15 protein-coding genes and 1 tRNA gene are annotated in these 22,202 nt (G+C 63.4%); 9 read left to right on the top strand and 7 right to left on the bottom strand.

Annotated features, from left to right (window positions below):
• The first annotated feature begins 17 nt into the window (after positions 1–17).
• Positions 18–94, top strand: a tRNA-Pro gene (locus tag AQZ52_RS07950).
• A 422-nt stretch (positions 95–516) separates the two neighbouring features.
• On the opposite strand, the gene AQZ52_RS07945 is transcribed toward AQZ52_RS07950, so the two are convergent.
• Together AQZ52_RS07945 and AQZ52_RS07940 are read right to left on the bottom strand one after the other, a co-directional pair.
• Positions 517–2,322 (bottom strand): calcium-binding protein, encoded by a 1,806-nt coding sequence (locus AQZ52_RS07945; RefSeq protein WP_067908190.1) that lies wholly within the window; start codon positions 2,320–2,322, stop codon positions 517–519.
• 255 nt (positions 2,323–2,577) lie between these two features.
• Entirely contained in the window at positions 2,578–3,285 is a 708-nt protein-coding gene (locus tag AQZ52_RS07940) for a hypothetical protein (RefSeq protein ID WP_067908187.1), read from the bottom strand.
• 86 nt (positions 3,286–3,371) lie between these two features.
• Between AQZ52_RS07940 and AQZ52_RS18740 the strand changes: the two genes are divergently transcribed.
• Entirely contained in the window at positions 3,372–3,701 is a 330-nt protein-coding gene (locus AQZ52_RS18740; RefSeq protein WP_169793724.1) for a hypothetical protein, read from the top strand.
• Positions 3,702–3,813: 112 nt separating this feature from the next.
• Complete coding sequence (locus AQZ52_RS07935) at positions 3,814–4,947, top strand: M48 family metalloprotease (protein ID WP_067908184.1); 1,134 nt, start codon at positions 3,814–3,816, stop codon at positions 4,945–4,947.
• 181 nt (positions 4,948–5,128) lie between these two features.
• Here AQZ52_RS07935 and AQZ52_RS07930 read toward each other — a convergent pair whose 3' ends face one another.
• Both AQZ52_RS07930 and AQZ52_RS07925 read right to left on the bottom strand, forming a co-directional pair.
• Positions 5,129–5,878, bottom strand: a complete 750-nt coding sequence (locus tag AQZ52_RS07930; RefSeq protein ID WP_067908181.1) for a hypothetical protein — start codon at positions 5,876–5,878, stop codon at positions 5,129–5,131.
• A gap of 163 nt (positions 5,879–6,041) precedes the next feature.
• Positions 6,042–7,439, bottom strand: coding sequence for a sigma-54-dependent transcriptional regulator (locus AQZ52_RS07925; protein WP_067908178.1), 1,398 nt, complete (start codon positions 7,437–7,439; stop codon positions 6,042–6,044).
• Between the two features lie 402 nt (positions 7,440–7,841).
• Here AQZ52_RS07925 and AQZ52_RS07920 point away from each other — a divergent pair, with 402 nt between their 5' ends.
• The gene (locus AQZ52_RS07920; RefSeq protein WP_067908175.1) at positions 7,842–9,017 is read left to right on the top strand and encodes a hypothetical protein; all 1,176 of its coding nucleotides are present in this window, start codon (positions 7,842–7,844) and stop codon (positions 9,015–9,017) included.
• On the opposite strand, the gene AQZ52_RS07915 is transcribed toward AQZ52_RS07920, so the two are convergent.
• Together AQZ52_RS07915 and AQZ52_RS07910 are read right to left on the bottom strand one after the other, a co-directional pair.
• Positions 9,002–10,741 (bottom strand): flavin-containing monooxygenase, encoded by a 1,740-nt coding sequence (locus AQZ52_RS07915; protein ID WP_067908172.1) that lies wholly within the window; start codon positions 10,739–10,741, stop codon positions 9,002–9,004. The genes AQZ52_RS07920 and AQZ52_RS07915 overlap by 16 nt on opposite strands.
• A 36-nt stretch (positions 10,742–10,777) precedes the next feature.
• Positions 10,778–13,009, bottom strand: a complete 2,232-nt coding sequence (locus tag AQZ52_RS07910; protein ID WP_240481480.1) for a TonB-dependent receptor — start codon at positions 13,007–13,009, stop codon at positions 10,778–10,780.
• Positions 13,010–13,208: 199 nt separating this feature from the next.
• Here AQZ52_RS07910 and AQZ52_RS07905 point away from each other — a divergent pair, with 199 nt between their 5' ends.
• The 3 genes from AQZ52_RS07905 (at position 13,209) to acs (ending at position 17,270) form a co-directional block, all read left to right on the top strand.
• Positions 13,209–13,886: a TetR/AcrR family transcriptional regulator gene (locus tag AQZ52_RS07905; RefSeq protein ID WP_067908169.1), complete on the top strand. Its 678-nt coding sequence runs from the start codon at positions 13,209–13,211 to the stop codon at positions 13,884–13,886.
• Positions 13,887–13,906: 20 nt separating this feature from the next.
• On the top strand, positions 13,907–15,190 hold the full coding sequence (locus AQZ52_RS07900) for an aminotransferase class III-fold pyridoxal phosphate-dependent enzyme (protein WP_067908165.1): 1,284 nt from the start codon (positions 13,907–13,909) through the stop codon (positions 15,188–15,190).
• Between the two features lie 139 nt (positions 15,191–15,329).
• On the top strand, positions 15,330–17,270 hold the full coding sequence (acs, locus tag AQZ52_RS07895) for an acetate--CoA ligase (protein ID WP_067908162.1): 1,941 nt from the start codon (positions 15,330–15,332) through the stop codon (positions 17,268–17,270).
• Between the two features lie 54 nt (positions 17,271–17,324).
• Here the strand turns inward: acs and katG are convergent, their stop codons facing one another.
• A complete protein-coding gene (gene katG, locus AQZ52_RS07890; protein WP_067909677.1) occupies positions 17,325–19,559 on the bottom strand; it encodes a catalase/peroxidase HPI in 2,235 nt (744 codons plus the stop codon).
• Between the two features lie 548 nt (positions 19,560–20,107).
• Here katG and AQZ52_RS07885 point away from each other — a divergent pair.
• Positions 20,108–21,241: a carbohydrate porin gene (locus AQZ52_RS07885; RefSeq protein WP_067908159.1), complete on the top strand. Its 1,134-nt coding sequence runs from the start codon at positions 20,108–20,110 to the stop codon at positions 21,239–21,241.
• 116 nt (positions 21,242–21,357) lie between these two features.
• Positions 21,358–22,202 (top strand): PhzF family phenazine biosynthesis protein (locus AQZ52_RS07880; RefSeq protein WP_082697623.1); only part of this gene is annotated, 845 nt, incomplete at its 3' end.

Here is a 22,202-nt window from a genome sequence, read left to right as displayed (position 1 = left end):
TCTAGGGCAGATCGCGTCGGGGAGTAGCGCAGCCTGGTAGCGCATCTGCTTTGGGAGCAGAGGGTCGCAAGTTCGAATCTTGTCTCCCCGACCAATTTTTTCAGTGCCGCAGGGCGCTTTTCCTGGCCAAATCTGAGCCGGAAAATTGCTCCGGCAATCACATAGCAGCCACGACTCCGTCTTCCGGCCGAGAGGCCTACGACGTCATCACATCGGTTCGGCCAAGTCCGGTGTTCCGGCCATTCCCATGTGCCGGGCAACCTCATCAAGCAGAACGACCACCCTTTCCGGCTGGCCCGGGGCAAGCGGTCCGGCATGTCCATTCTGCTGCGGCGCAAGGGGCGCGCTGCCCGGCATCCAAGGGACATACCGATGAACCGCCGAAACGCGCGGTCGCGAAACCCAGGCGGTGAGCAAGAGTGTCTTTTCGAGGGCTGAGCGGATTTTCGCGTGGCTCCTCCCTGCAGCCATAGGGGCAAGCACTGTGCCAGGGTGGCAGCGCTTGCCCCGAGGCGGTTATGCGATGATCTGGATGTCTCCGTACGCAAGCGCGGGATGGCCTGTCAGATGCGCGACGAGAACAGCTGCCGCCTTCGCGCCCGAACCATCGGCGTCGTAGTAGAGGTCGCCGGTCGTGGTGTTGAAGATCATTCGATCCGAGGCATCATGGGCGGTCTTCGCACCGGCAGCAGCGTAGTACTCATCAGCTGTCAGTGAACCCAGGTGAGAGAAGCCGGCAAAGACAGCCTTGCTCAGCTGGATCCTGTCGCCCTCGGCGCGGCTGAAGTCGGTGATGTTGTCTGCGTTCGCAACACTGGCCGCAGTGTCAAATGCGAAGATATCCTTGCCGGTGCCGCCGGTCAGGGTGTCTTTTCCGTCACCGCCAAAGAGCTTGTCGGTTCCATCATTGCCAAAAATGATGTCGTCGCCAGCATGGCCCTTCAACGCGTTGTTTCCCGATGTGCCTGTGATCGTGTTGTCGCTGGCATTGCCGCTACCATTCAGGTTTCCGCCAATCAGGGTCAGCTTCTCGACCTGCGCCGCCAGCGTCCAGCTGATCGAGGCCTGCACTGTGTCTGTGCCGCCGTCGGCGCTCTCGATCGTCCTGTCATGGGCATTGTCCACCAGATAGACATCGTTGCCGGCCCCGCCCGTCATCTTGTCGGCACCCTCGCCGCCAGTCAGCAGATCAGGCCCCGCACCTCCGGTCAGCGAGTCATTGCCAACACCGCCAATCAGTGTGTCAGCGCCGTCACCCCCATTCAGAGTGTCCTTGCCGTCGCCGCCATACAAGCTGTCGTCACCAGCATTGCCGACCAAAGCATTGTTGCCCGCGTTCCCGTAGATGGTGTTGTCTAGCGTGTTGCCAGTGCCTTTCAGATTGTCGGTTCCGGGCAAAGTCAGGACCTCGACAAAATTGCCGAGCTTGCAGGAAATCGTGGCAAGGACGGCATCGGTACCTCCGGACGCGAGCTCGACGATCCTGTCGGCAGCGTTATCGACCTTGTATGTGTCGTCGCCTGCGCCGCCCGTCATCGTGTCAGCGCCGGTTCCCCCGTCCAGCGTATCGTTGCCGTCGCCCCCGTACAAAGTATCGTTGCCCGCCATGCCCAGCAGCGTATTGCTACCTGCGTTCCCGGTCATGACGTTGCCGAGCTCATTCCCCGTACCATTCAGGTTGCCTGCCAGGAGCAGGATCAGGTTCTCCAGACCAATGCCCAACGCATAGCTGAAGTCGGCCTTGACCGTGTCAACGCCGCCGTCCGCAGCTTCGGTAATTGTGTCACTGGAGCCGGCATGGAGGACATAGGTATCGTCACCCGCGCCGCCATCCAGCGTGTTCGTGCCTGAGCCACCGTCAAGCGTATCATTGCCTGCCAATCCTCTCAGCGTATCGTCGGCGCCGCCGCCCGAAACCACATTGGCACCAATCGAGCCTGTCAGCGTGTCATTGAACGGGCTGCCCGAAACATTCTCGATATTCAGCAGCACGTCGGTTCCCTGCTGCGTGTTCTGCGCGCCGCGAATATCCAGCGAAACCGTGACGCCCGGCGCGATACCCTCGCGCCCAAGATCGGCAAAGCTGGCCGTGTCGATGCCGTCTCCGCCATCCAGGCGGTCATTGCCCAAACCACCCAGAAGGACATCATCGCCTGCGCCACCGATGAGGATGTCGTCGCCCGCTTTGCCCATCACGGTGTCGTTGCCATCACCGCCACGCAAGAGGTCTGTACGGTCCGCGCCGGTCAATGTGTCGTCGCCGCGCAGGCCCTCGAGAACCGTGTAGTTGCTATCGCTGCGCGCTTGCAGCGCGTCATCCAAGGGGGCGCCACCGTGGTCTCCGGTTTGGTGATCGCCAGAAGTCAGACCTTCCAGTTTCGCAATTGTGGCGTCATAATCCGGCCAAGCCTTCAGTTTATCTGCATCGCTTTGAAAGTGCGCAAAAATAACTTTATTCGCAGAATCCTCTGTTTGTAATCTCAGCGAGGTTTTCGCATCAATATCCTTAAGAGGTGGTGAAGAAACAGGATCAGAAGATTTCCAATATTTTAGAAAGTCGGAAAAATTTTTTGTTTTTTAGAATTGCTCAGCAATGGACTCAACCACCCCAATATTCTGCAAAGAAAATTTTAATTTTTGAACATAACTTGGATAATTTGCGCTTACTATAGATAAATTATAATCAAATAGTACAAAATATGTGTTTGATTTGCTATCTATGGTTATATTTATATCACCCAGATACGCATCAACCATATGCGATCTCAGGTCTAGAAGAGCCTGATGGGCGTTATCGAGCTGCTGCTTATAGTCTGCCGAAAATGCTCCGTCGCCAAGCTCCCAGATGACCTGTTCGCGCACGGCAAGGGCGGCAAATAGCACCGGTGCCAACACAACAGGCGATGCTGGGACGCTTGCGATATAGGATATGATCCCATTGAGCGCGCTTTGCGAATCATCCAATGCGAGATTTAGCGCATGGGTATCAACCACACCGGTCGTATTGATTTGAGTCTGATAACTCAGCATATACTGAAGACTATCAGCCATTTGCGTTTTATATGTGGACAGCTGGCCGAGGATGACATCAGCCTTCGTTTGCTCTGAAACGCTCAAAATATCCTTGAAAATATTAAGTATGTCACTTAATTTTCCATTAATTTCCTGCAGTCCATTGTCGCCTTTAAAACCGAGCGCTTGATCGATTCCGAAAAACTCGCCGATGCCCAGCAGTTTCGACGCAACATCTAGCCCCGTCTTTACAGCTTCGAATGCCCCAGCCATCGGCAATCCATTCCGTTCTTGCGTGCGCTATGCGCGCCAAGCCGGGTCCAGTTACAAAGAACGCCTTGGAGCAATCGCAGGCTTGCATGGCAGCAGACACTCCGCAATCTGCCAAAATGCTTAGAAAACAGGCTTTTAGGGCTTTCAGCGTGCTGAAATGGATCAGCTGCCGTCAGCAACAAAAGCGTTATGGCTGCAAGAGCTTGCTTCAACTTGATTCTGCCATGATCGCACGCGGCCATTCCGGCACCGATCCCAAAGTGCCTCGGCGATTTACGCAAAAATCTGCCGCTGACATTCGCGTAAAAATCCGGGTTGGTGGAGGCTGCAGTGCCGCACGTCCAGGATACTGCCGGAGCAAACTCAGAGCCCATCCAACTTGCATGTTGCAACATGATTTTCCGGTTTTGCGATGAGTACGCCTCGGATCGACCCTGCGCAAACTTTTTAAGAAAGCAATTTCAATACTATAACTGATATGGCCCAATTCATGCGTAGTGGTTTTCGCTAGCATTGGGAGATGGAGCCATGAAGCGTTCGAGCATTTCCAGCAAAGAAGCATTCAGCTTTGGGGGGCTTCAGCGGACAAACGGTCCGCGCACTGCCATCACGCTCTTGTTGATGTGCGGAGCGCTGGCACCGGCCTCGGCACGTTCCAATCCAGACCAGGAATACCAACTGCAGCAGATGTCCGCCGAAACGGCTGGGCAACAAAGCGACAAAGGGCAATGTGCAGTCAGCAAGGAATGGTCGCAGGCCCGCTTACAAGATTACTGGCCCGGCGAAGGCCGCGTTCAAAGCATGGGCGGCCTCGGTTACCTAGGACGAACGAGTGCATCGCAAGCCGCAGATATCGCGGAAGCGAAGACACAGGTCGAGCGTGTCGAGCGCATCAGCGGGCTCGAAATGAACTTCGAGCTGATCGTGAATACCTCTATGCCGGCGGCCGCCGAAATCATCAACGGACGACGCGTCATCCTGTTCGACCCGGGCTTCATGGCGCAGGTCGCGGATCATATTTGTCAGGACTGGGGTGCAATGAGCATCCTGGCGCACGAGGTCGGCCATCACCTCGCAGGCCATACCTTGCGCCAATCCACCGAGCCATGGCGCGACGAGCTCGAGGCTGACGAGTTTTCCGGTTTTGTGCTGGCGCGCCTCGGTGCCAGTCTTGCTCAAACCACATCGGCTGCAGCCCGGATTCTGCCTGAGCAGGCCACGCCGACCCATCCAGGTCGCAAGGATCGCGTCGCGGCGATCATGCACGGCTGGCAAAACGCAGAAGCGATGGTCAGTGCCGAAATGACCAATGTACAGCAGACCAACGGCCTCGTGCCGATGCGTCAGGTCCGCTATCAATCCGGAAGAGAGATGGCGGGGCCGCAGGCTCTTGCACTTGTAGCGCGGATTATCCTCTACGGCGATCCCGAAGATTACTATATCACGCAAAGCGGGCGTATCGATGCCTATGACGGGCATCGCCGGCCCGTCGGGAGCAAGGGGGAGCCCAGTGACGCGAACTTCGCGTGGACCCTTCAGACCGATGTTGCACGCTTCGACGTCGACTATGCCGGTCATGTCTCGATCCGGCTGCCATCCGGCACCGAACAGCAAGTCGGCGTTGTGGTGGGTCTCCTTCCCCGCACCGCGAGCGGGGAGTGAGGCCGCCTCCCCGCACATGGGCCTGACTGTCCCGATGCTGTCAGCTAATTTGCGCGGAATGGGAAGGCGAACGGCCGAGTGGTCATGCGCGATCTTGGCACAAGTGGGCGCGCCGGAATGGGCGATCGCCCAGATCCGGCGCGCTTGGGGACCTCTGCTCTAGTAGCAAACCGACGGCCGCTCAGTGCGCTTCGCTGGCTTGCTGACGCAACACATATCCTCCATCCACACTCGCGTTGATTGTGAAGCCGACGCGCAGCTTCTTGCGAATATGGCTGACGACCGCACGCAAAGAAGGGATGCTGGCATGGCCATACTTGCTGCGGATCTCGCGCTGCAAGGAAACGATCGGAGTCGCAATGCCGATACGCTGCGCCAGCAAGCGGAGTACGAGCAGTTCCCGCTCTGACAGCCGCGTCTCCACTAATGGCCCGAGCAGCCCTTGATCGACTTCGGTGGCGCGAGGCGAACGCCGGTGGAGAGCTCCAACCTGCGCCGCTTCGCTGCGGCGCAGATGCGCATCGAGGCGGCACCGCGCTTCGATCATGGGCATGGAGGATTGGAACACATCGTCATAGCCCGATTTCATAAGACGCGCACGATCCGCAGGCGTGCTCTGCGCCATCATCGCAATGCATATCTTCCGGCCGACGAGGTGGGGGTAGTGGCGGAGCAGCTTGATCATCCGCGTCGTGTCATTCCCGCAAACGATAAAATACTTCAGCGGAAGGCTGGCGAAAGGCACGATGTAGCTGTCGAAGATGCGGGCGGACGTGTTGCCGGGGATCAGGCATTCCATCCATTCCACCAGTGATTGGATACGCCGGTCACCAAAATAGGTTACCAGAGCCGGATAGTTGCAGGGTTCGAACTGCTTCTGGAGCAGCCGATCGGTCGTGAGCGGCGCATTGGAATGGTTGGTGCAGGTCACAGGCGACGTCTCCCGTTGATGGGAAAGCTACCCTGCATGTTTCAGGCCAGTCCGAATGTAATGTTGAAATTTCAGTATTATTTCAAATCACGTACATGTACTTATAATGCCCTGCCTCTCAAAATGAGAGTGAAGTCGCAAAATGCCATCCATTGTCGGGGGATCACCACTCTTTGAGTTTTCGGTAGAGGGTGGACGCACTGAGGCCCAGGCTCTGCGCCGCAAGCGGCACGTGGCCGCTGTGGGTGGCAATCGCACGCTCGATCACCAGCCGCTCGATCTCGGCAAATGACATACCGTCCAGCCCAGCAAGAGCTTCCTTCTCAGGGTGAGGGCCTGCTGCCCGCCCCGTATCGTCATTTTGCAAGACCATGCCGCTACCGCTGTCGGGGGCGAACGCGGCAAGTGGCAAATCTGGCCCTTCATTAAGCAAGGTGGCGCGCCAGATGAGGTTTTCCAGTTCGCGCACGTTGCCTGGCCAATCCTCAGCTTCGAGTAAGGCGACATGGGCGGGAGTCAGGGGATGGAACGTCTTACCTGCCTCCCGCGCGAAGCGTCTCAGCAACACACCAGCCAGTTCCGGTATATCGCCCGAGCGCAAGCGCAGTGGCGGCATCTCGATGGGAACGACTGCAATACGATAATAGAGATCTTCGCGTAGCCGTCCTTCCGCGACTTCTGTCGCGGGATTGCGATTGGTCGCGCAGATGACCCGCACATCGACCGTTTCCATACGGTTCGAGCCGATCCGCTTGACCGTGCCGCTCTGGAGAAAGCGAAGTAGCTTGACCTGGAGGTGCAACGGCATCTCACAGATCTCGTCGAGAAACAGCGTACCACCGTGCGCGGCCTGTGCCGCGCCGTCGCGATGATCAACCGCGCCCGTAAACGAGCCCTTCAAATGGCCGAAGAGCTCGGATTCGATCAGGTTTTCCGGAATCGCGCCGCAATTTATGACGACGAATGGCCGTGAGGCGCGGCTGCTTTGCTGATGCAGCGTTTCGGCGCAAATTTCCTTACCCGTCCCCGTCTCACCGGTAATGAGCACGGTCGCGCGACTGTTGGCGACAAGTGAAATCTGCCGATAGATCGCCTGCATCTGCGGAGAACCACCGACAAAGCGCGAGCCAGCAAAAACGATCGGAGAACGCTTGTCGATCGTGAGATTGGCGAAGCCACTCCGGCTTGTTGTGGCGCTGTCGATCGCTGCAATCAGCCGGGTGCGGGCCGCTGGTTTGACCAGATACTCGAAAGCGCCGAGGCGCATCGCCTCAATGGCCCTTGAAGTCGTTTTGTCGGAGGTGGCGATTATGACCGGAAAGAGCGCCAGGATCTCGGGGTGCGCCTTTAGCAGTTCGATCCCCTCGGCATCCGGCAAATGCAGATCGAGCAAGATTGCTACGATGCCGTCTGTTGAGGCGAGGACTTTCTGTGCTTCAGCCGCCGTCTCAACCACGATCGGACTATACCCCCCCTCCTTCAATTTCTCGGAGTATGCGAAAGAAATTTTCGCGAAACGTTCAATGACCAGAACGCGCCTAGGTGCTTCTTCTGTGCCCATTTTAAAAAGTCCGTCGCCAGACGTCCCAACGACAGCTTTTGCCTGCGTCGAGGTTGGCCGATTACGCGACCGCGTTATTATCCGGCTTAAGAGATTTTTCTATCAAAGATTTCGATTAAGGTAAAGCGATACACACTGCTTCAGGCGGCGGAACTGCCCCGCACCGCCGAACCGCATGGGGGCGCCGTCGAGCCAGGCAAGGCAGTCAATCCGTCTGCCTTGTGCCTGGCCAGTGGCCTTGAGGCACGAGCAGTCCCCTACCCGCCCTTCGTGCCTGCGAGGGGGCAAAAGCAGCCCGTCTGGCGATGTCCGGCCGTCCGGGCATGGCGGCTGCGGCCCGCTTGACTTGGCCCCTCCGCTGCCCGATGAATCCGATAATTATCGGATCAGAGGGAGCATAGCATGGCGGCGCTGCAGGAACCAGTCGGCTCCGCGCCTGCAATGCTGCCACCCTCGCGGATTTCCCTCGGCGCATCGCTGCTGATCGGCGCGACGGGCCTGCTCGTGCTGGGGGTCCAGCCGCTGCTCTATGGCGGCTATGTCCATGAAGGCCGGATCGGCGAGCCCAGTCTTGGCCTGCTTGCGGCGATCGAGATTGCCGCGATTGCCTTGGGCAGCGCAGGCGGCATCGCTCTGCTCGGGCGCGTGCCCGCCCGCGCGGTTGCCTTCGCCGGACTGTTCATCACGATTGCCGCCAACCTCATGCCTGCCGCCATGCCGCTGTTTCTGGCGCGCGCCGTCTCTGGCGCGGGCGGCGGCCTGCTGGTGGGCGTTGCGGCAGGCGCCATCGCGCGCAGCAAGGGCCTCAACGCCGCCGCTGCCGCATTCCTGTTTCTTCAGGCGGCGAGCCAGTACGCGATCCTGCAATGGTTTGCGAGCGCGGCTACCCCCGGCTCGGCCAGCGACGTTCAAACCGCGCTCGCCGTGATTGCCGCGCTTGGCGTGCTGGCGCTGCCGCTCGTCCCGGCTGGTCTTGTTCCGGCCGTGGATCACGAACCCGGCACGGGCAAGGGCGCCATGCCTCTCTCGGGCTGGATCGGGCTTGCCGCCTCGGCGCTGCTGGTGGGCGCGGTGGTCGGGATCTGGGCCTACATGGGCCTGTGGCTCGAAGCGCGCGGGATCGCGCCCGAACGGATCGCGCCGATGCTGACCGCCTCGATGGTCGGGCAGATGGCCGGCGCGCTGGTCGCGATCACCATTGGCGAACGCGGCCACGCCGGCGCGCGGGCTGGCGCCACCGGCGTGGCGCTGATCGCCATCGTCGCCCTCCTGCTGCTGCGCGGGGCAGAGGGCCTCGCGGGCTGGAGCCTCGTCGTCGGCTACGGCTTCGTGTGGATGGTGCTCACACCCGCGCTCACCGGCTTCCTGCTGGAAGCGGACCCGACGCGCCGCAGCCTGCCCTTCGCCGCCTCGGCCCAGCTCATGGGCGCGGCCACCCTGCCCACGGTAGCCGGGTGGCTGATCGGCCTTGCCGGCATCGATACCGTGCTGATCGCCTGCTCGGCCGCGGTGATCCTCGGCCTCGTCCTGATCGGCGCGGCGCTCGCTGCGCGCCCTCCGCTTCAGCCCGGTGTGTAAGGCTCGACCGCCAGCCCCTCATAGCGTGCCTTCAGTTGCAGACCGAGGTACTGCGAATAGCCGCGCGCCATCGCGAGATTGCCCGCCATGAACCACAGCCCCGGTTCCGCCGTCGGCTTCCACAGGTTCTTCATTTCGCCTTCCCACGGCCCCTCGTCGCCGGGGAAGCCCGAGCCATAGCCCCAGGTCTTGCCGATGCGCTCGGCCACTTCGGGATTGATCAGGCGAGCCACCCACTGCTTCATGTCGCCGAAGCCGGTGGCGTAGATGATGCGGTCGGCCGCGACATGGCTGCCGTCCGAAAGGATCAGCCCATCCTCGACGATCCGCTCGATGGAAACGCCCGAGCGCACCTTGATGCGCCCGTCCGCCACCATTTCGGATGCGCCGACATCGACGTAGTAGCCCGAAGACGTGCGCTGGAACTTCATCGCGATGCCCGTGCCGTCCGGCCCGAAATCGACCTGAAAGCCGGCGTCGGTGAGCCGCTGGTAGAACGGCGCTTCGGAAACCCGAAGCGCATCCCAGGTCGCCTTGTTGACCTTCTCGGCCAGGCGCATCGGCACCGATGCGCCGAGCAGGTCGGCCTTGTCGGTGGTGAGCCCGGAATCGAACGCCTGCTGCGAATAGGCTCCCGCCAGCAGCGTTTCCATGTTCGACTGCCGCACGATCAGGGTGGAAGAGCGCTGGATCATGGTCGGCTCGGCGCCGTGGCTGACGAGATCGGCGCAGATGTCATGCGCCGAATTGTTCGCGCCGACAACGACCACCTTCTGACCGGCCAACCCCTCGCCGCCGGGATGCGCGCTCGAATGGCACTGGTGGCCCTTGAACGTCTCCTGCCCGGGAAACGTCGGGGTAACCGGGAAGCCGGCATTGCCCACCGCCATCACCACGTGCTCCGGGCTCAGCGTCACAGGCTTCCCGTCGCGCACCATCTCCACCCGCCACTTGCCGCTCGCCGCATCGCGGGAGACGGCCTTGCATTCGGTGCTGGTCCACACGCCCAGTTCCATGATCCCGGCATAGTATTCCAGCCAGTCGCCCATCTTCTGCTTGGGCGTATAGACCGGCCAGTGATCGGGGAACGGCACGTAGGGCATGTGATCGTACCACACCGGATCGTGCAGCAGCAGCGACTTGTAGCGCGAGCGCCACTGGTCGCCGACGCGCGGATACTTGTCGACGAGCAGGCACGGCACGCCCAGCATCTTGAGCCGTGCGCCGAGCGCGAGGCCGCCCTGCCCCGCGCCGATCACCAGCACATAGGGCGGATTGCTCTCGCTCCACTGTTCGACATCGTCGTGGCGCACGTCCTCCCAGCTCTTCTCGCCGGTCTCGTCGACCACGCCTGACTTGCGCCGGCCGCGCAGCGGTTCCTCGAAGCCCTTGAGCTCCTTCAGCGCGGTGAGCAGCGTGAAGCACTGCTCGCCCATCAGGCGGACATAGCCCTCGCCCCGACCCAGCGCGGTCTCGAAGGTGATGAAGCCTTCGCTCGCGCCTGCCGGTGCCTCGCTGGCAAAATGGCCGATGCCGGAATCCTGTGCGCGCGCAGCGGCGAAGGCGGCAATCGCGTCCGTTCCCTCGTGCGTTGCCAGCGTCCAGCCGAGCGCCAGATAATCGCGCCACAGCCCCTCGGGCAGAAATAGCGCCGCTGCGGCCGCGCCATCTCCGCAATTCAGTGCCGCGCCGAACTTCTCGAGCCAGCCATGTACATCAAGCATCAGGAATTGCTGCCTTTTCTTGCCTCGCCGCGCCGCTCAGAAATGCGCGACCAATTGGACCCCGAAGGTACGGGGATCGTTGTAGTTGATCTGGTCCTGCGTGATCACTGGCGCAATTGAGGAGATCACCCGCGCCGAGTTGAGGTTCTTCACCCACAGCGCCGCCTCCCAGATCTTCGAGGGCGCCTGCCAGGCCAGCCGCGCGTTGATCCGCCCGTTGCCCTTCACTTCGGTCGACGCGGCATTGTCCGGGAACAGCGCGATCGAGGACACGTAGGTTCCGTCCACACGGGCCTTGATCGCCGCGCCGTTCGCCAGCGGCACCGTCCAGTTGATGCCGCCCGAGAACGCGAACTTGGGCGCGTTGACCAGACGGTTGCCGTTGTAGCTCACGCCGCCCAGTGCCGCGAACTTCTTGTATTCGCTGTGCATGAAGGTCGCCGCGCCAAACAGGTCGAGGCTGCGCGTCGGCCGCACGGTCAGTTCCGCCTCGAGGCCATAGATGGCGGCATTGCCCGCATTCAACTTGCGCTGCACCGGGATCGGCCCGGTCAGGTCGAACACGAAGACCTGCAGATCGCGGTAGTCGTAGTAGAACGCCGAGGTATTGAAGCGCACCTTGCGGTCGAGGAACTCGCTCTTCAGCCCCACTTCGTAGGCATAGAGCTTCTCCGAATTGAACGGCTTCAACTGCAGCGGATCGGTCGAGGCGCCGCCCGCAAACCCGCCGCTGTTGTAGCCCTTGGAGAACGAGGCGTAGACCAGCGTATCCCCGCTCTTGTAGTTGAGCGCGGCGCGCCAGGAGAGGTCCTTGAAAGTCTTGGTGTCCTTGAAATCGAGCAGTGGCAGCGTCTGGTCCGAATAGGCCTTCACCGGCGCTATCCCGCCCACGATGTCGAACAGGCTGTGGTAATCCATGCCGATGCGGTCGTTCGACCAGCGCAGGCCGGCAGTGAACGTCAGCTTGTCAGTCAGCTTGTAGTCCGCCTGGCCAAACAGCGCGAAGCTCCGCGTCCGCTGCGTATAGGGATAGCGCAGCAGGCCAAGCGAATTGACCGGATCGAAGGTGCCGGCCAGATCGTTCGGATCGCGCAGGCTGCGCAGCAGATCGAAGCTGCTGTCGGTCGCCAGCGTATCATGGAAATAGTACCCGCCGACGATCCAGTTGAGCTTGCGCTCGCCGGTCGATTGCAGCCGCAGCTCCTGGCTCCACTGGCGCGGGCGGTCCTGATAATACGCGACCACGAAGTCCGCCGGGCTGGCGTCGGTGTCCTCCAGCGTCGCGCGGTTGACCTGCTCGTAGGCAGTGATCGAGGTCAGCTGCACTCCGCTGAAGTCGACCTGCCCGAGCAGCGAGGTGCCGAACACGCCGATGCGCTCCTTGCCCTCGACGTTGTAGTCTCCGGCATAGGCGTTGTTGTCGGTGTCGGCATAGCCGAAGGCGTCGGTCGGAGTTCCATCGGGCAGCTTGGCCGGGTTGCCGAAGAAATCGACGCCCTGCCCGCGGTGCTGGAATTGCCGCGCGCCGCCGGTGTTGTTGCCACCGTGCACCGAAAGCCGCAGCAGCACGTTGGGCGCAGGCGTGAAATCGGCAATCCCCCGCAGCGCCCAGAGGTTGATGTTGTTGACCTTGTGGCCCGTCACGCGGTTCAAGGTCGTCCCGTCGCGCCGGTTGTAGAAGCCCGAGACGCGCACCTTGAGGAGGTCCTTGGCAATCGGCCCGCCGATGCCGCCTTCCAGCTGCACTTCGTTGAACCGGCCATAGAGCGCGGAAAAATCGCCGCTCAGCTCGTCGGTCGGCTTGCGGCTTGAAAAGCGGATCGCACCCGCCGTGGTGTTGCGGCCATAGAGCGTCCCCTGCGGCCCCTTGAGCACTTCGATGCCATCGGAATCGAACACGTTGAACAGCTTGCCCGCGTTCGCGCCAAGGAACACGTCATCGACATAGACGCCGACCGCGCCCGTGGTGTTCGAATTGAAATCGCCGATGCCCACGCCGCGGATGAACAGCGATGTGGTCGAAGCGGCCGTCCCCGCCTGCATCGAAAGGCTGGGCACCAGCAAGGTCAGGTCGCGCGGATCGCGGATTCCGGTCTCGCTCAGCGCATCGCCGCTGATCGCCGCGATGGCGATCGGCACGTCCTGCACATTCTGCGCGCGGCGCTGCGCGGTCACCACGATCTCGGCAATGCCGTCGCTCTTCGCGGGAGCCGCTTCCTCCGCCAGCGCGGGCGCGGCCAAGCCAAGCGCGCTTCCGGCCAGAAGCATACCGAGACACCGATTCCAGTTGGCTGTCCGCATGGTCATTCCCCCCGCTGCGGCTCCGCAGCCTCTGCGCAGAGCCATGATCCCCATGAGGGGGAAGCTGCCGCGCCAGCCCCGGGGGCGTCAAGCTGAATCTGACATAAATTCGGATTTTTATCTGAAATGGGTTGAACAGCGGCGAAGGCGTGCTAGCCTGCGCATCATGGTCACGATCCTACCCCGGCCAGCGGCGCCCGGCTCCGCCGATGCGATCCGCCGCCCGCGCCAGAAGCGCAGTCAGCAGCGTTTCGAGGCGATCCTCGATTCCGCCGACCGCCTGCTCGAAACGCTAGAACCGGCGCAGATCAGCATCTACACCCTCGCCGAGGAAGCCGGCCTCACGCCACCTTCGATCTACCACTTCTTCCCGGATGCAGGGCAGGTCTTCGTCGCGCTCGCCGAACGCTACGTGCGGGAGTTCGTCGACTTGCTGGGCAAGCCGCTGCCCGCCAACGTAACCACGTGGCAGGCCTTCTTCGCCGCACGCTATGGCCATGGCCGCGATCACTACAACGCGCATGGCGCCGCCCGCCGCCTCCTGCTCGGCTCGGGGCTCTCTGCCTCCATCCGCGCTCGCGATCTGGAAAACGACAGCGTGCTGGCCGAGCGCAGCATGGCCGAATTCTGCCAGCTGTTCGCCATCGCCCCCAGCGCCGATCTGGTTGAACGCTTCACCGAACTGCTCGTGATCAATGATGCGATCTGGACCCTCTCGGTCCACCGGTACGGCACGATCACCATCGCCTATGACGAACAGGCCCGCCTCGCGCGCGAGGCCTATGCCCGCACGTTCCTGCCCGAAGTCCTGCCCCTGCGCAGCCCCACCGAACAAGCCGCCTGACCGCGAAAAGGGAGAGCCCGATGACCACCAACGCCGCCGACCAAGCCCTGCGTGCCCGCGCCCTGAAAGTCGTGCCTGGCGGCATGTACGGCCATGAGGCAACCACGCTGCTCCCCGCCAGCTACCCCCAGTTCTTCGAGCGGGGCGAAGGCGCCTATATCTGGGACGTGGATGGCAACCGCTATCTCGATTTCATGTGCGCCTATGGCCCGAACCTCCTCGGCTACAACGATCGGCGCGTGAACGACATCGCCGTCGCGCAGCTCGCCAAGGGCGATACGCTGACCGGCCCCAGCGCGCACTTCGTGGACCTTGCCGAAGCCCTCGTCGGCATGGTCAGCCACGCCGATTGGGCGATGTTCTGCAAGAACGGCACCGATGCCACCACCATGGCGATGACCACCGCCCGCGCGCAGACCGGCAAGCGCCGCATTCTCGTGGCAGACGGTGCCTATCACGGCGCCGCGCCGTGGTGCACGCCGATGCCCGCCGGCATCGTGCCCGAAGAGCGCGCGTTCATTTCCAAGTACCAGTACAACGATGTCGCCAGCCTCGAGACCGCTGTCGCCGAAGCTGGCGATGATCTTGCCGCCATCTTCGCCTCGCCCTTCAAGCACGATGCCTTCATCGATCAGGCGCTCCCCGATCCCGCCTATGCCCGGCGCGCCCGCGAACTCTGCGATGAAACCGGCGCCATGCTCATCGTCGATGATGTGCGCGCGGGCTTCCGCCTCATCCGCGATTGCAGCTGGGAGCTCGTCGGCGTCCGCCCTGACATGAGCTGCTGGGGCAAGTCCTTCGCCAACGGCCATCCGATCTCCGCCCTCCTCGGCAACGACCGCTGCCGCGAGGGCGCGAGCCATATCTACGTCACCGGCTCATTCTGGTTCGCCGCCGTGCCGATGGCCGCCGGGGTCGAGACGCTGAGGATCCTGCGCGAGAGCGACTACCTCGAAAACTCGATCCGCCTCGGCACCATGTGGCGCGAAGGCCTCGATGCCCTCGCCGCCAAGCACGGCTTTGCCCTGCGCCAGACCGGCCCCGTCCAGATGCCGCAAATCCTGTTCGACAATGATCCCGACTACCGCGTCGGCTTCGCCTGGGGCGAGGCCATGCTGAAGCGCGGGGTCTACGTGCACCCCTGGCACAACATGTTCTTCTGCGCCGCGATGACCGAGGCCGATATCCAGTTCGCGCTCATCGCCGCCGATGATGCCTTCGCCGCCGTGAAGAGCCAGCTCGCCAGCATCGAGCCGCACCCGGTCGTCCTGATGTTCCTCACCGCTCTGGCCGGCGCGCACTGAGCCGAGCTCCTCCCCGAGCGCGCCTCGGGGAGGTGGCCCGCCGAGAGGCGGGTCGGAGAGGCAAATTCAAGGCTTGGCAAAGCCTGCTCAATCCGTCTTATAGCGGCCAAAATCCAACGCTAGCCGAGAGGATGCCGCCATGAGCCAGACCACCTATCCGGTCCCCGAAAGCTGGGCCAAAGGCGCGCTGATCGACGACGCCCGTTATAAGGCGATGTACGCGCAATCGCTCGCCGATCCGGACACCTTCTGGCGCGAGGAAGCCAAGCGGCTCGACTGGATCAAGCCCTTCACCAAGGTCAGCACCACCAGCTTCCACGAGGCCGATTTCGGCATCCGCTGGTTCGAGGATGGCACGCTCAACCTCGCCGCCAATTGCCTCGACCGTCACCTTGCAGAACGCGGCGATCAGTTCGCCATCCTGTGGGAGCCCGACAGCCCGGACACGCCCGACCGCCGCATCACCTACCGCGAATTGCACGAAAGCGTCTGCCGGTTCGCCAACCTGCTCACGGCGCGCGGCGTGGAGCGCGGCTCACGTGTCACCATCTATTTGCCGATGGTGCCCGAAGCCGCTGTCGCCATGCTAGCCTGCGCGCGCATCGGCGCGATCCATTCGATCGTCTTTGCCGGCTTCTCGCCCGATGCCCTCGCCGGCCGCATCAGCGATTGCGACAGCCGCCTCGTCATCACGGCGGACGAAGGCCTGCGCGGCGGCAAGCGCGTGCCGCTGAAAGCCAATGTCGATGAAGCCCTCAGCCAGTGCCCCGGCGTCGATACCGTGATTGTGCTGAAGCACACTGGTGCCGATGTGCCCCACGTTCCAGGCCGCGACGTCGACTGGGCCAGCGCCGTGGCCGCGCAGTCCGCCGATTGCCCGCCGGAGGAAATGAGCGCCGAAGATGCGCTGTTCATCCTCTATACTTCCGGCTCCACCGGCAAGCCCAAGGGCGTGCTCCACACCACCGGCGGCTATTCCGTCTGGGCCTCGATGACGCACGAGTACGTCTTCGACTACCGCCCCGGCCAGATCTACTGGTGCGCGGCAGACGTGGGCTGGGTCACCGGCCACAGCTATGTTGTGTACGGCCCGCTCCTCAACGGCGCGACCACCGTGATGTTCGAGGGCGTACCCAACTTCCCCGATCCCAGCCGCTTCTGGCAAGTGGTCGACAAGTTCGGCGTCGAGATCTTCTACGGGGCCCCCACCGCACTTCGCGCCCTGATGCGCGAGGGCGACGAGTGGGTGAAGAAGACCTCGCGCCAGTCGCTGCGCCTCCTGGGTTCGGTCGGCGAGCCGATCAATCCCGAGGCCTGGGAATGGTATCACAAGGTCGTCGGCGAAGGCCGCTGCCCGATCGTCGATACCTGGTGGCAGACCGAAACCGGCGGCGCGATGATCACCCCGCTCCCCGGCGCGACCGCGCTCAAGCCCGGCTCGGCCACGCGGCCCATGTTCGGTGTCAAGCCCGCGCTTCTCACCGGTGAGGGACAGCTGCTCGAAGGCGCAGCGGATGGCTGCCTTGTCATCGAACAGAGCTGGCCCGGCCAGATGCGCACCGTCTGGGGCGATCACGAGCGCTTCTTCCAGACCTATTTCACCACCTTCCCCGGCCATTACTTCACTGGCGACGGCTGCCGCCGCGACGAGGACGGCTACTACTGGATCACCGGCCGCATCGACGACGTGATCAACGTCAGCGGTCACCGCATGGGAACCGCCGAAATCGAAAGCGCGCTTGTCGCCCACGCCAAGGTGGCGGAAGCCGCGGTCGTCGGGATGCCGCACGCAATCAAGGGCCAGGGCATCTACGCGTTCGTCACGACCAACGCCGATGTCGAGCCCGATGAAGCCCTGCGCAAGGAGCTGATCCAGTGGGTCCGCCACGAGATCGGCCCTATCGCGACGCCCGACGTCATCCAGTTCGCGCCGGGCCTGCCCAAGACCCGCTCGGGCAAGATCATGCGCCGCATCCTGCGCAAGATCGGCGAGAACGATGTGAGCAACCTCGGGGATACCTCGACGCTCGCCGATCCCAGCGTGGTGGACAACCTGCTGGCGAACCGCCCGAACGCCTGACACGAAAAAGGGCCGGGACGCTCAAGCGTCCCGGCCCTCTTCTGCTTCAACGCTTTACGAACGGTCGGCGTTCATCACCTTGGTCCAGGCCTTGGCGAAATCGCGCACGAACTGCTCGCGGGCATCGTCGCTGGCATAGGCTTCGGCAACCGCGCGCAGTTCCGAGTTGGAACCGAAGATGAGGTCCACCGGAGTCGCGGTCCACTTCACAGCGCCGCTGGCCCGGTCGCGCCCTTCATAGGCTGCGCCCGCCTTGCTCCACACCGTGTCCATGCCGAGCAGGTTCACGAAGAAGTCGTTCGAGAGCGTGCCCGGACGGCCCGTGAATTCACCCGCCTTCGATCCGCCCGCATTGGCATCGAGCACGCGCAGGCCGCCCACCAGCACGGTCATTTCAGGCACAGTCAGCCCCAGCAGGCTCGCCTTGTCGACCAACGCCTCGGCCGGCGATTGCCAGGCATCGGCTGCCTGGAAGTTGCGGAAGCCGTCGGACTTGGGCTCCATCGGCGCGAACGCCGCCGGATCGGTCTGCTCGGCGCTGGCATCAACCCGGCCCGGGGTGAACGGCAGTTCGAGCGAAACGCCGCCCTTGGCCGCCGCCTGCTCGACCGCAGCATTGCCCCCGAGCACGATCAGGTCCGCCATGCTCACCGTGCGGCCACCGGGCGCGGTGCGGTTGTAATCGGCGCGCAGCTTTTCAAGCGCGGCCAACACCTTGCCCAATTCCGCCGGATCGTTGACCGCCCAGTCCTTCTGCGGCGCGAGCCGGATGCGCGCGCCATTGGCACCGCCGCGCAGGTCCGAATTGCGGAAGGTGGAGGCCGATGCCCAGGCCGTGCGCACCAGCGCCGCCGGAGCGATGCCGGCCGCCATGACCTTGGTCTTCAGCGTGGCGATCTCCGCCGCGCCGATCAGCGGGTGGCTTTCCACCGGCAGCGGATCCTGCCAGCTGAAAGTCTGCGCCGGCACGTCCGCGCCGATGTAGTGCGTCTTCGGGCCCATGTCGCGGTGGGTCAGCTTGAACCATGCACGGGCGAAAGCATCCGCATAAAGCTCGGGCTTGTCCTTGAAGCGCAGCGCGATCGCGCGAAACGCCGGGTCCTGCTTGATCGCGATATCGGTGGTGAACATGATCGGCGCATGGGTCTTGCCCGCCTCATGCGCGTCGGGCACGATCTGCACGTCCGCCGCGTTCACCGGCTGCCACTGTGTCGCCCCCGCCGGGCTCTTCACCTTGACCCAGTCGAACGCGAAGAGGTTGTCGAGGTACTGCGTCGTCCACTGGACCGGGCTGGCGGACCACGCGCCTTCGAGGCCGCTCGTCACCGTGTCCTTGCCCATGCCGGTGCCGCAGCTGTTCTTCCAGCCAGTGCCCTGCGCCTCGATCCCCGCACCCGCCGGCGCCGCGCCGACGCAGGTTGCCGGATGCGCGCCGTGTGCCTTGCCGAAGGTGTGCCCGCCCGCGATCAGCGCGACGATTTCCTCGTCGTTCATCGCCATGCGGCCGAACGACTGGCGGATATCATGCGCCGCCGCAATCGGGTCGCCACTCGCATTGGGCCCTTCCGGGTTCACATAGATCAGCCCCATCTGCACCGCGGCAAGCGGGCCCTTGAGCTGCCGCTTTTCATTCCAGCGGTCACTGTTGGCTTCCAGCCACTTCTTCTCGGTGCCCCAATAGACCGCGTCCGGCTGCCAGGTGTCGGCCCGGCCGCCGCCGAAGCCCAGCGTCTTGAAGCCCATTTGCTCCAGCGCGACATTGCCGGTGAGGACCATGAGGTCGCCCCACGAGAGCCCCCGGCCATACTTCTGCTTGATCGGCCAGAGCAGCCGCCGTGCCTTGTCGAGATTGGCGTTGTCCGGCCACGAGTTCAGCGGCTCGAAGCGCTGCTCGCCGCCCGCGCCGCCGCCGCGCCCGTCGATCGTCCGATAAGTGCCGGTGCTGTGCCAGGCCATGCGGATGAAGAACGGGCCGTAATTGCCATAGTCCGCCGGCCACCACGGCTGCGAGGTCGTCAGCACCTTGGCGATATCCGCCTTCACCGCCTTCAGGTCGACGCTGAGGAAGGCCTTGGAGTAATCGAAATCGGCACCATAGGGGCTCGCTGCGGTGTTCTCGTTCTGGCGTAGCGGCGTCAGATCAAGCTGGTCGGGCCACCAATCCTTGTTGGTGGTCGGCTTCTCGGGCGCGGCGGCAGCCGGCGCGGACGTGGCGGCATCGGCAGCGTTGGCGGCCATCGGCAGCGCCGCGAGCAGGGCCATGGCAAGGGTGGAAAGCGAAGCACGCATGGGCGTTTCCTCATAGGTCGCGGCATATGCGCGCAGGCACACTTTCGCGCAAACGTGACGCGAAAGGCCCGGCGAAATGCCGCTCGGGTTGTTGATCGTGTGTCCGGGCTTCAAGGGGAAACCAGCGGCATTCGGGGCTTGGCACGAAGCAGCCTGATCAAACCAGTTGATTTGTCCGCTTACAATAATCGGTCTTTTCGATCATCCGCACGCAGGCGCAGGTGAGGCGTGGCAGATGGGCCGCACCGAGACAAATCAATCTTGTTGAAAAGACACAAGGCTGGACACCCGGCGCGGTGCAATTTTACGCATCCTCTCCCAAGGCCGCGCCGGGTGAACACTTTGTATTGTTGGAGTGATTTATCGTATCGGCGCGGCGCTGTCATCATGAAATCGCGCAGCACGTGAAATCGGCTTTGCGGAAGCCGCAGCCCCTCCTCGCATGGCTGCGGCGGCAATCCCTGTCTGAGTGCTGCAACATTGCTGCGCTTTTTCCCTGATAGCGGCGAAGCGTGATGTTATCCGGCCTTGCCCCAGATAGTGACTCGATGCACCGCCCGTTCCGCCTTGCCCTTGCCGCGCTCTCCCTCACTCTGGTCGGCCTTGCCGCACCCGGCACGGCCGCTGCACAATCCGCACTCGACTTCGGCGGAACCTACACGGCCGACGTCCTCTCGGCGCTGGATGGGAGCCCCGACCGCGGCACCGACCTCGTCGGCCGCGCCGATGCCTGGGTCGATTTCAAGGGTCCCGCCGCCGGGCTCGATTCGCTTGCCGCGCATCTCGATCTCATTGCCGTGCATGGGCCCGATTTCTCTGGCCGCCGCATCGGCGTGTACCAGACAATCAGCAGCCTCGAAGCCGATACCTTGCCCCATGTCTACGAAGCCTGGGCGCAGTGGAAACCGTCCGCCCTTGTCTCGGCCAAGGCCGGGCTGATCGATCTCAATGCCGAATTCGATATCCAGAACACCGGCGCCCTGTTCGTGAACAGCGCCTTCGGTATCGGTCCCGACATCTCGCAGAGCGGCCTCGCCGGCCCCTCGATCTTCCCGATGACCGCCGCCGCGCTCGTGGTGCGCGTCCAGCACGGGCGCAAGGCGCTGGGGCTCGGCGTGTTCGATGCGCTCGCCGGCGCACGGCATGATCCGCGCAAGGCCGCGCTGCGCTTTCCGGGCACGACCGGCGCGCTGCTCATCGCCGAAGCGCGCGTGCCGGTCGGCACCTGGCTGCTCCAGTTGGGCGGCTGGCACTATACCACGCGCTTCGACGCGCTCGATCCCGCCCGGCCGCCCGCCCTCTCGCGCGGGGTCTACGCCATGCTCGAAGGCGCGGTGACGCGGAAGGTCAGTGCCTGGGTCCGCATCGGCGGGGCCGATGCGCGCGCCAACCCCATTGCCGCCTATCTTGGCGGCGGCGCCGTCGCCACGCTTGGGGAATGGAGACTAGGGCTTGCCGCCGCCCATGCCCGCCTCGGACACGCGGGGCGCACGGTGCTGGCAGCCCCCGACCGTGCCCATCGCGCGGAAACCGTGCTCGAACTCACGGCGCAGCGCCCGGTCGCATCGTGGCTCAATATCCAGCCCGATCTGCAATACGTGATCCATCCCGGCTGGGCCCCCGGCGCGCCCGACACACTCGTCGCCGGCCTGCGCTTCAGCTTCGCCATTCCGGATAGCTGATCCGCCGCATGGAAAGCCTTCCTCATTCCTGCGCCAAAGGCTTTTCATTCTTGCCAATACCGTCCGCGCCGTGATTGTCACCGTTGCGCCATGCCCGGCGCGGAGTTCGTGAAGTCATGCCACATTATCCCTTTCAGCTTGTCGACGTCTTCGGTGAGACCCCGTTTTCCGGCAATCCGCTGGCCGTGATCGCGCTCGAAGCCGACCGCGCGACCGACGAGCTTCAGGCGATCACGCGCTGGCTCAATCTTTCCGAAACCGCGTTCCTGCTGCCGCCAACGAACGAGGACGCAGATTACCGCGTGCGCATCTTCACGCTCGACCGGGAACTGCCCTTCGCCGGCCACCCCACGCTCGGCTCGGCCCACGCCTGGCTCACCCCGGGCGGCACCCCGCGCCATGCCGGCAAGGTTGTGCAGGAATGCGGGGCAGGCCTGATCGACGTCCGTCGCAGCGCCGAGGGCCTCGCCTTTGCCGCACCCCCGCTGCTCCGCGCCGGGCCGGTCGAGGCGGACAAGCTGGCCGAGGCCTGCGGTGTGCTCGGCATCGCGGCAATTGATGTCGTTGCCGCCGAATGGATCGACAACGGCCCCGGCTGGCTTGGAATCCAGCTCAAGGATGCGGCGGCGGTCATAGCCGTCGAACCGGCGCGGTCCCATGCCTCGCGCATCGATATCGGCCTTGTCGGACTGCACCCCGAAAGCAGCCCCTTCGCCTACGAAGTGCGCGCGATATTCAGTGATCCCTATGGCGGGCTGATCGAGGATCCCGTCACTGGCAGCCTCAATGCGTCGGTCGCTGAATGGATGCTGCGGACAGGCCAGGTCAATGCGCCCTACACCGCCACGCAAGGCACCCGGCTCGGCCGTTCGGGCCGCATCCGCATCGAGCACGCAGCGGGCGGCCCGATCTGGGTTGGCGGCAAGACCGCGACGCTGTTTGAGGGCACGACGGGTGAGGC

It is taken from the genome of Novosphingobium fuchskuhlense, assembly GCF_001519075.1.
GTDB classification, from domain to species: domain Bacteria; phylum Pseudomonadota; class Alphaproteobacteria; order Sphingomonadales; family Sphingomonadaceae; genus Novosphingobium; species Novosphingobium fuchskuhlense.
The sequence above is the reverse complement of the archived record's forward strand: the minus strand, read 5'-3'. Positions and strand labels throughout refer to the sequence as shown.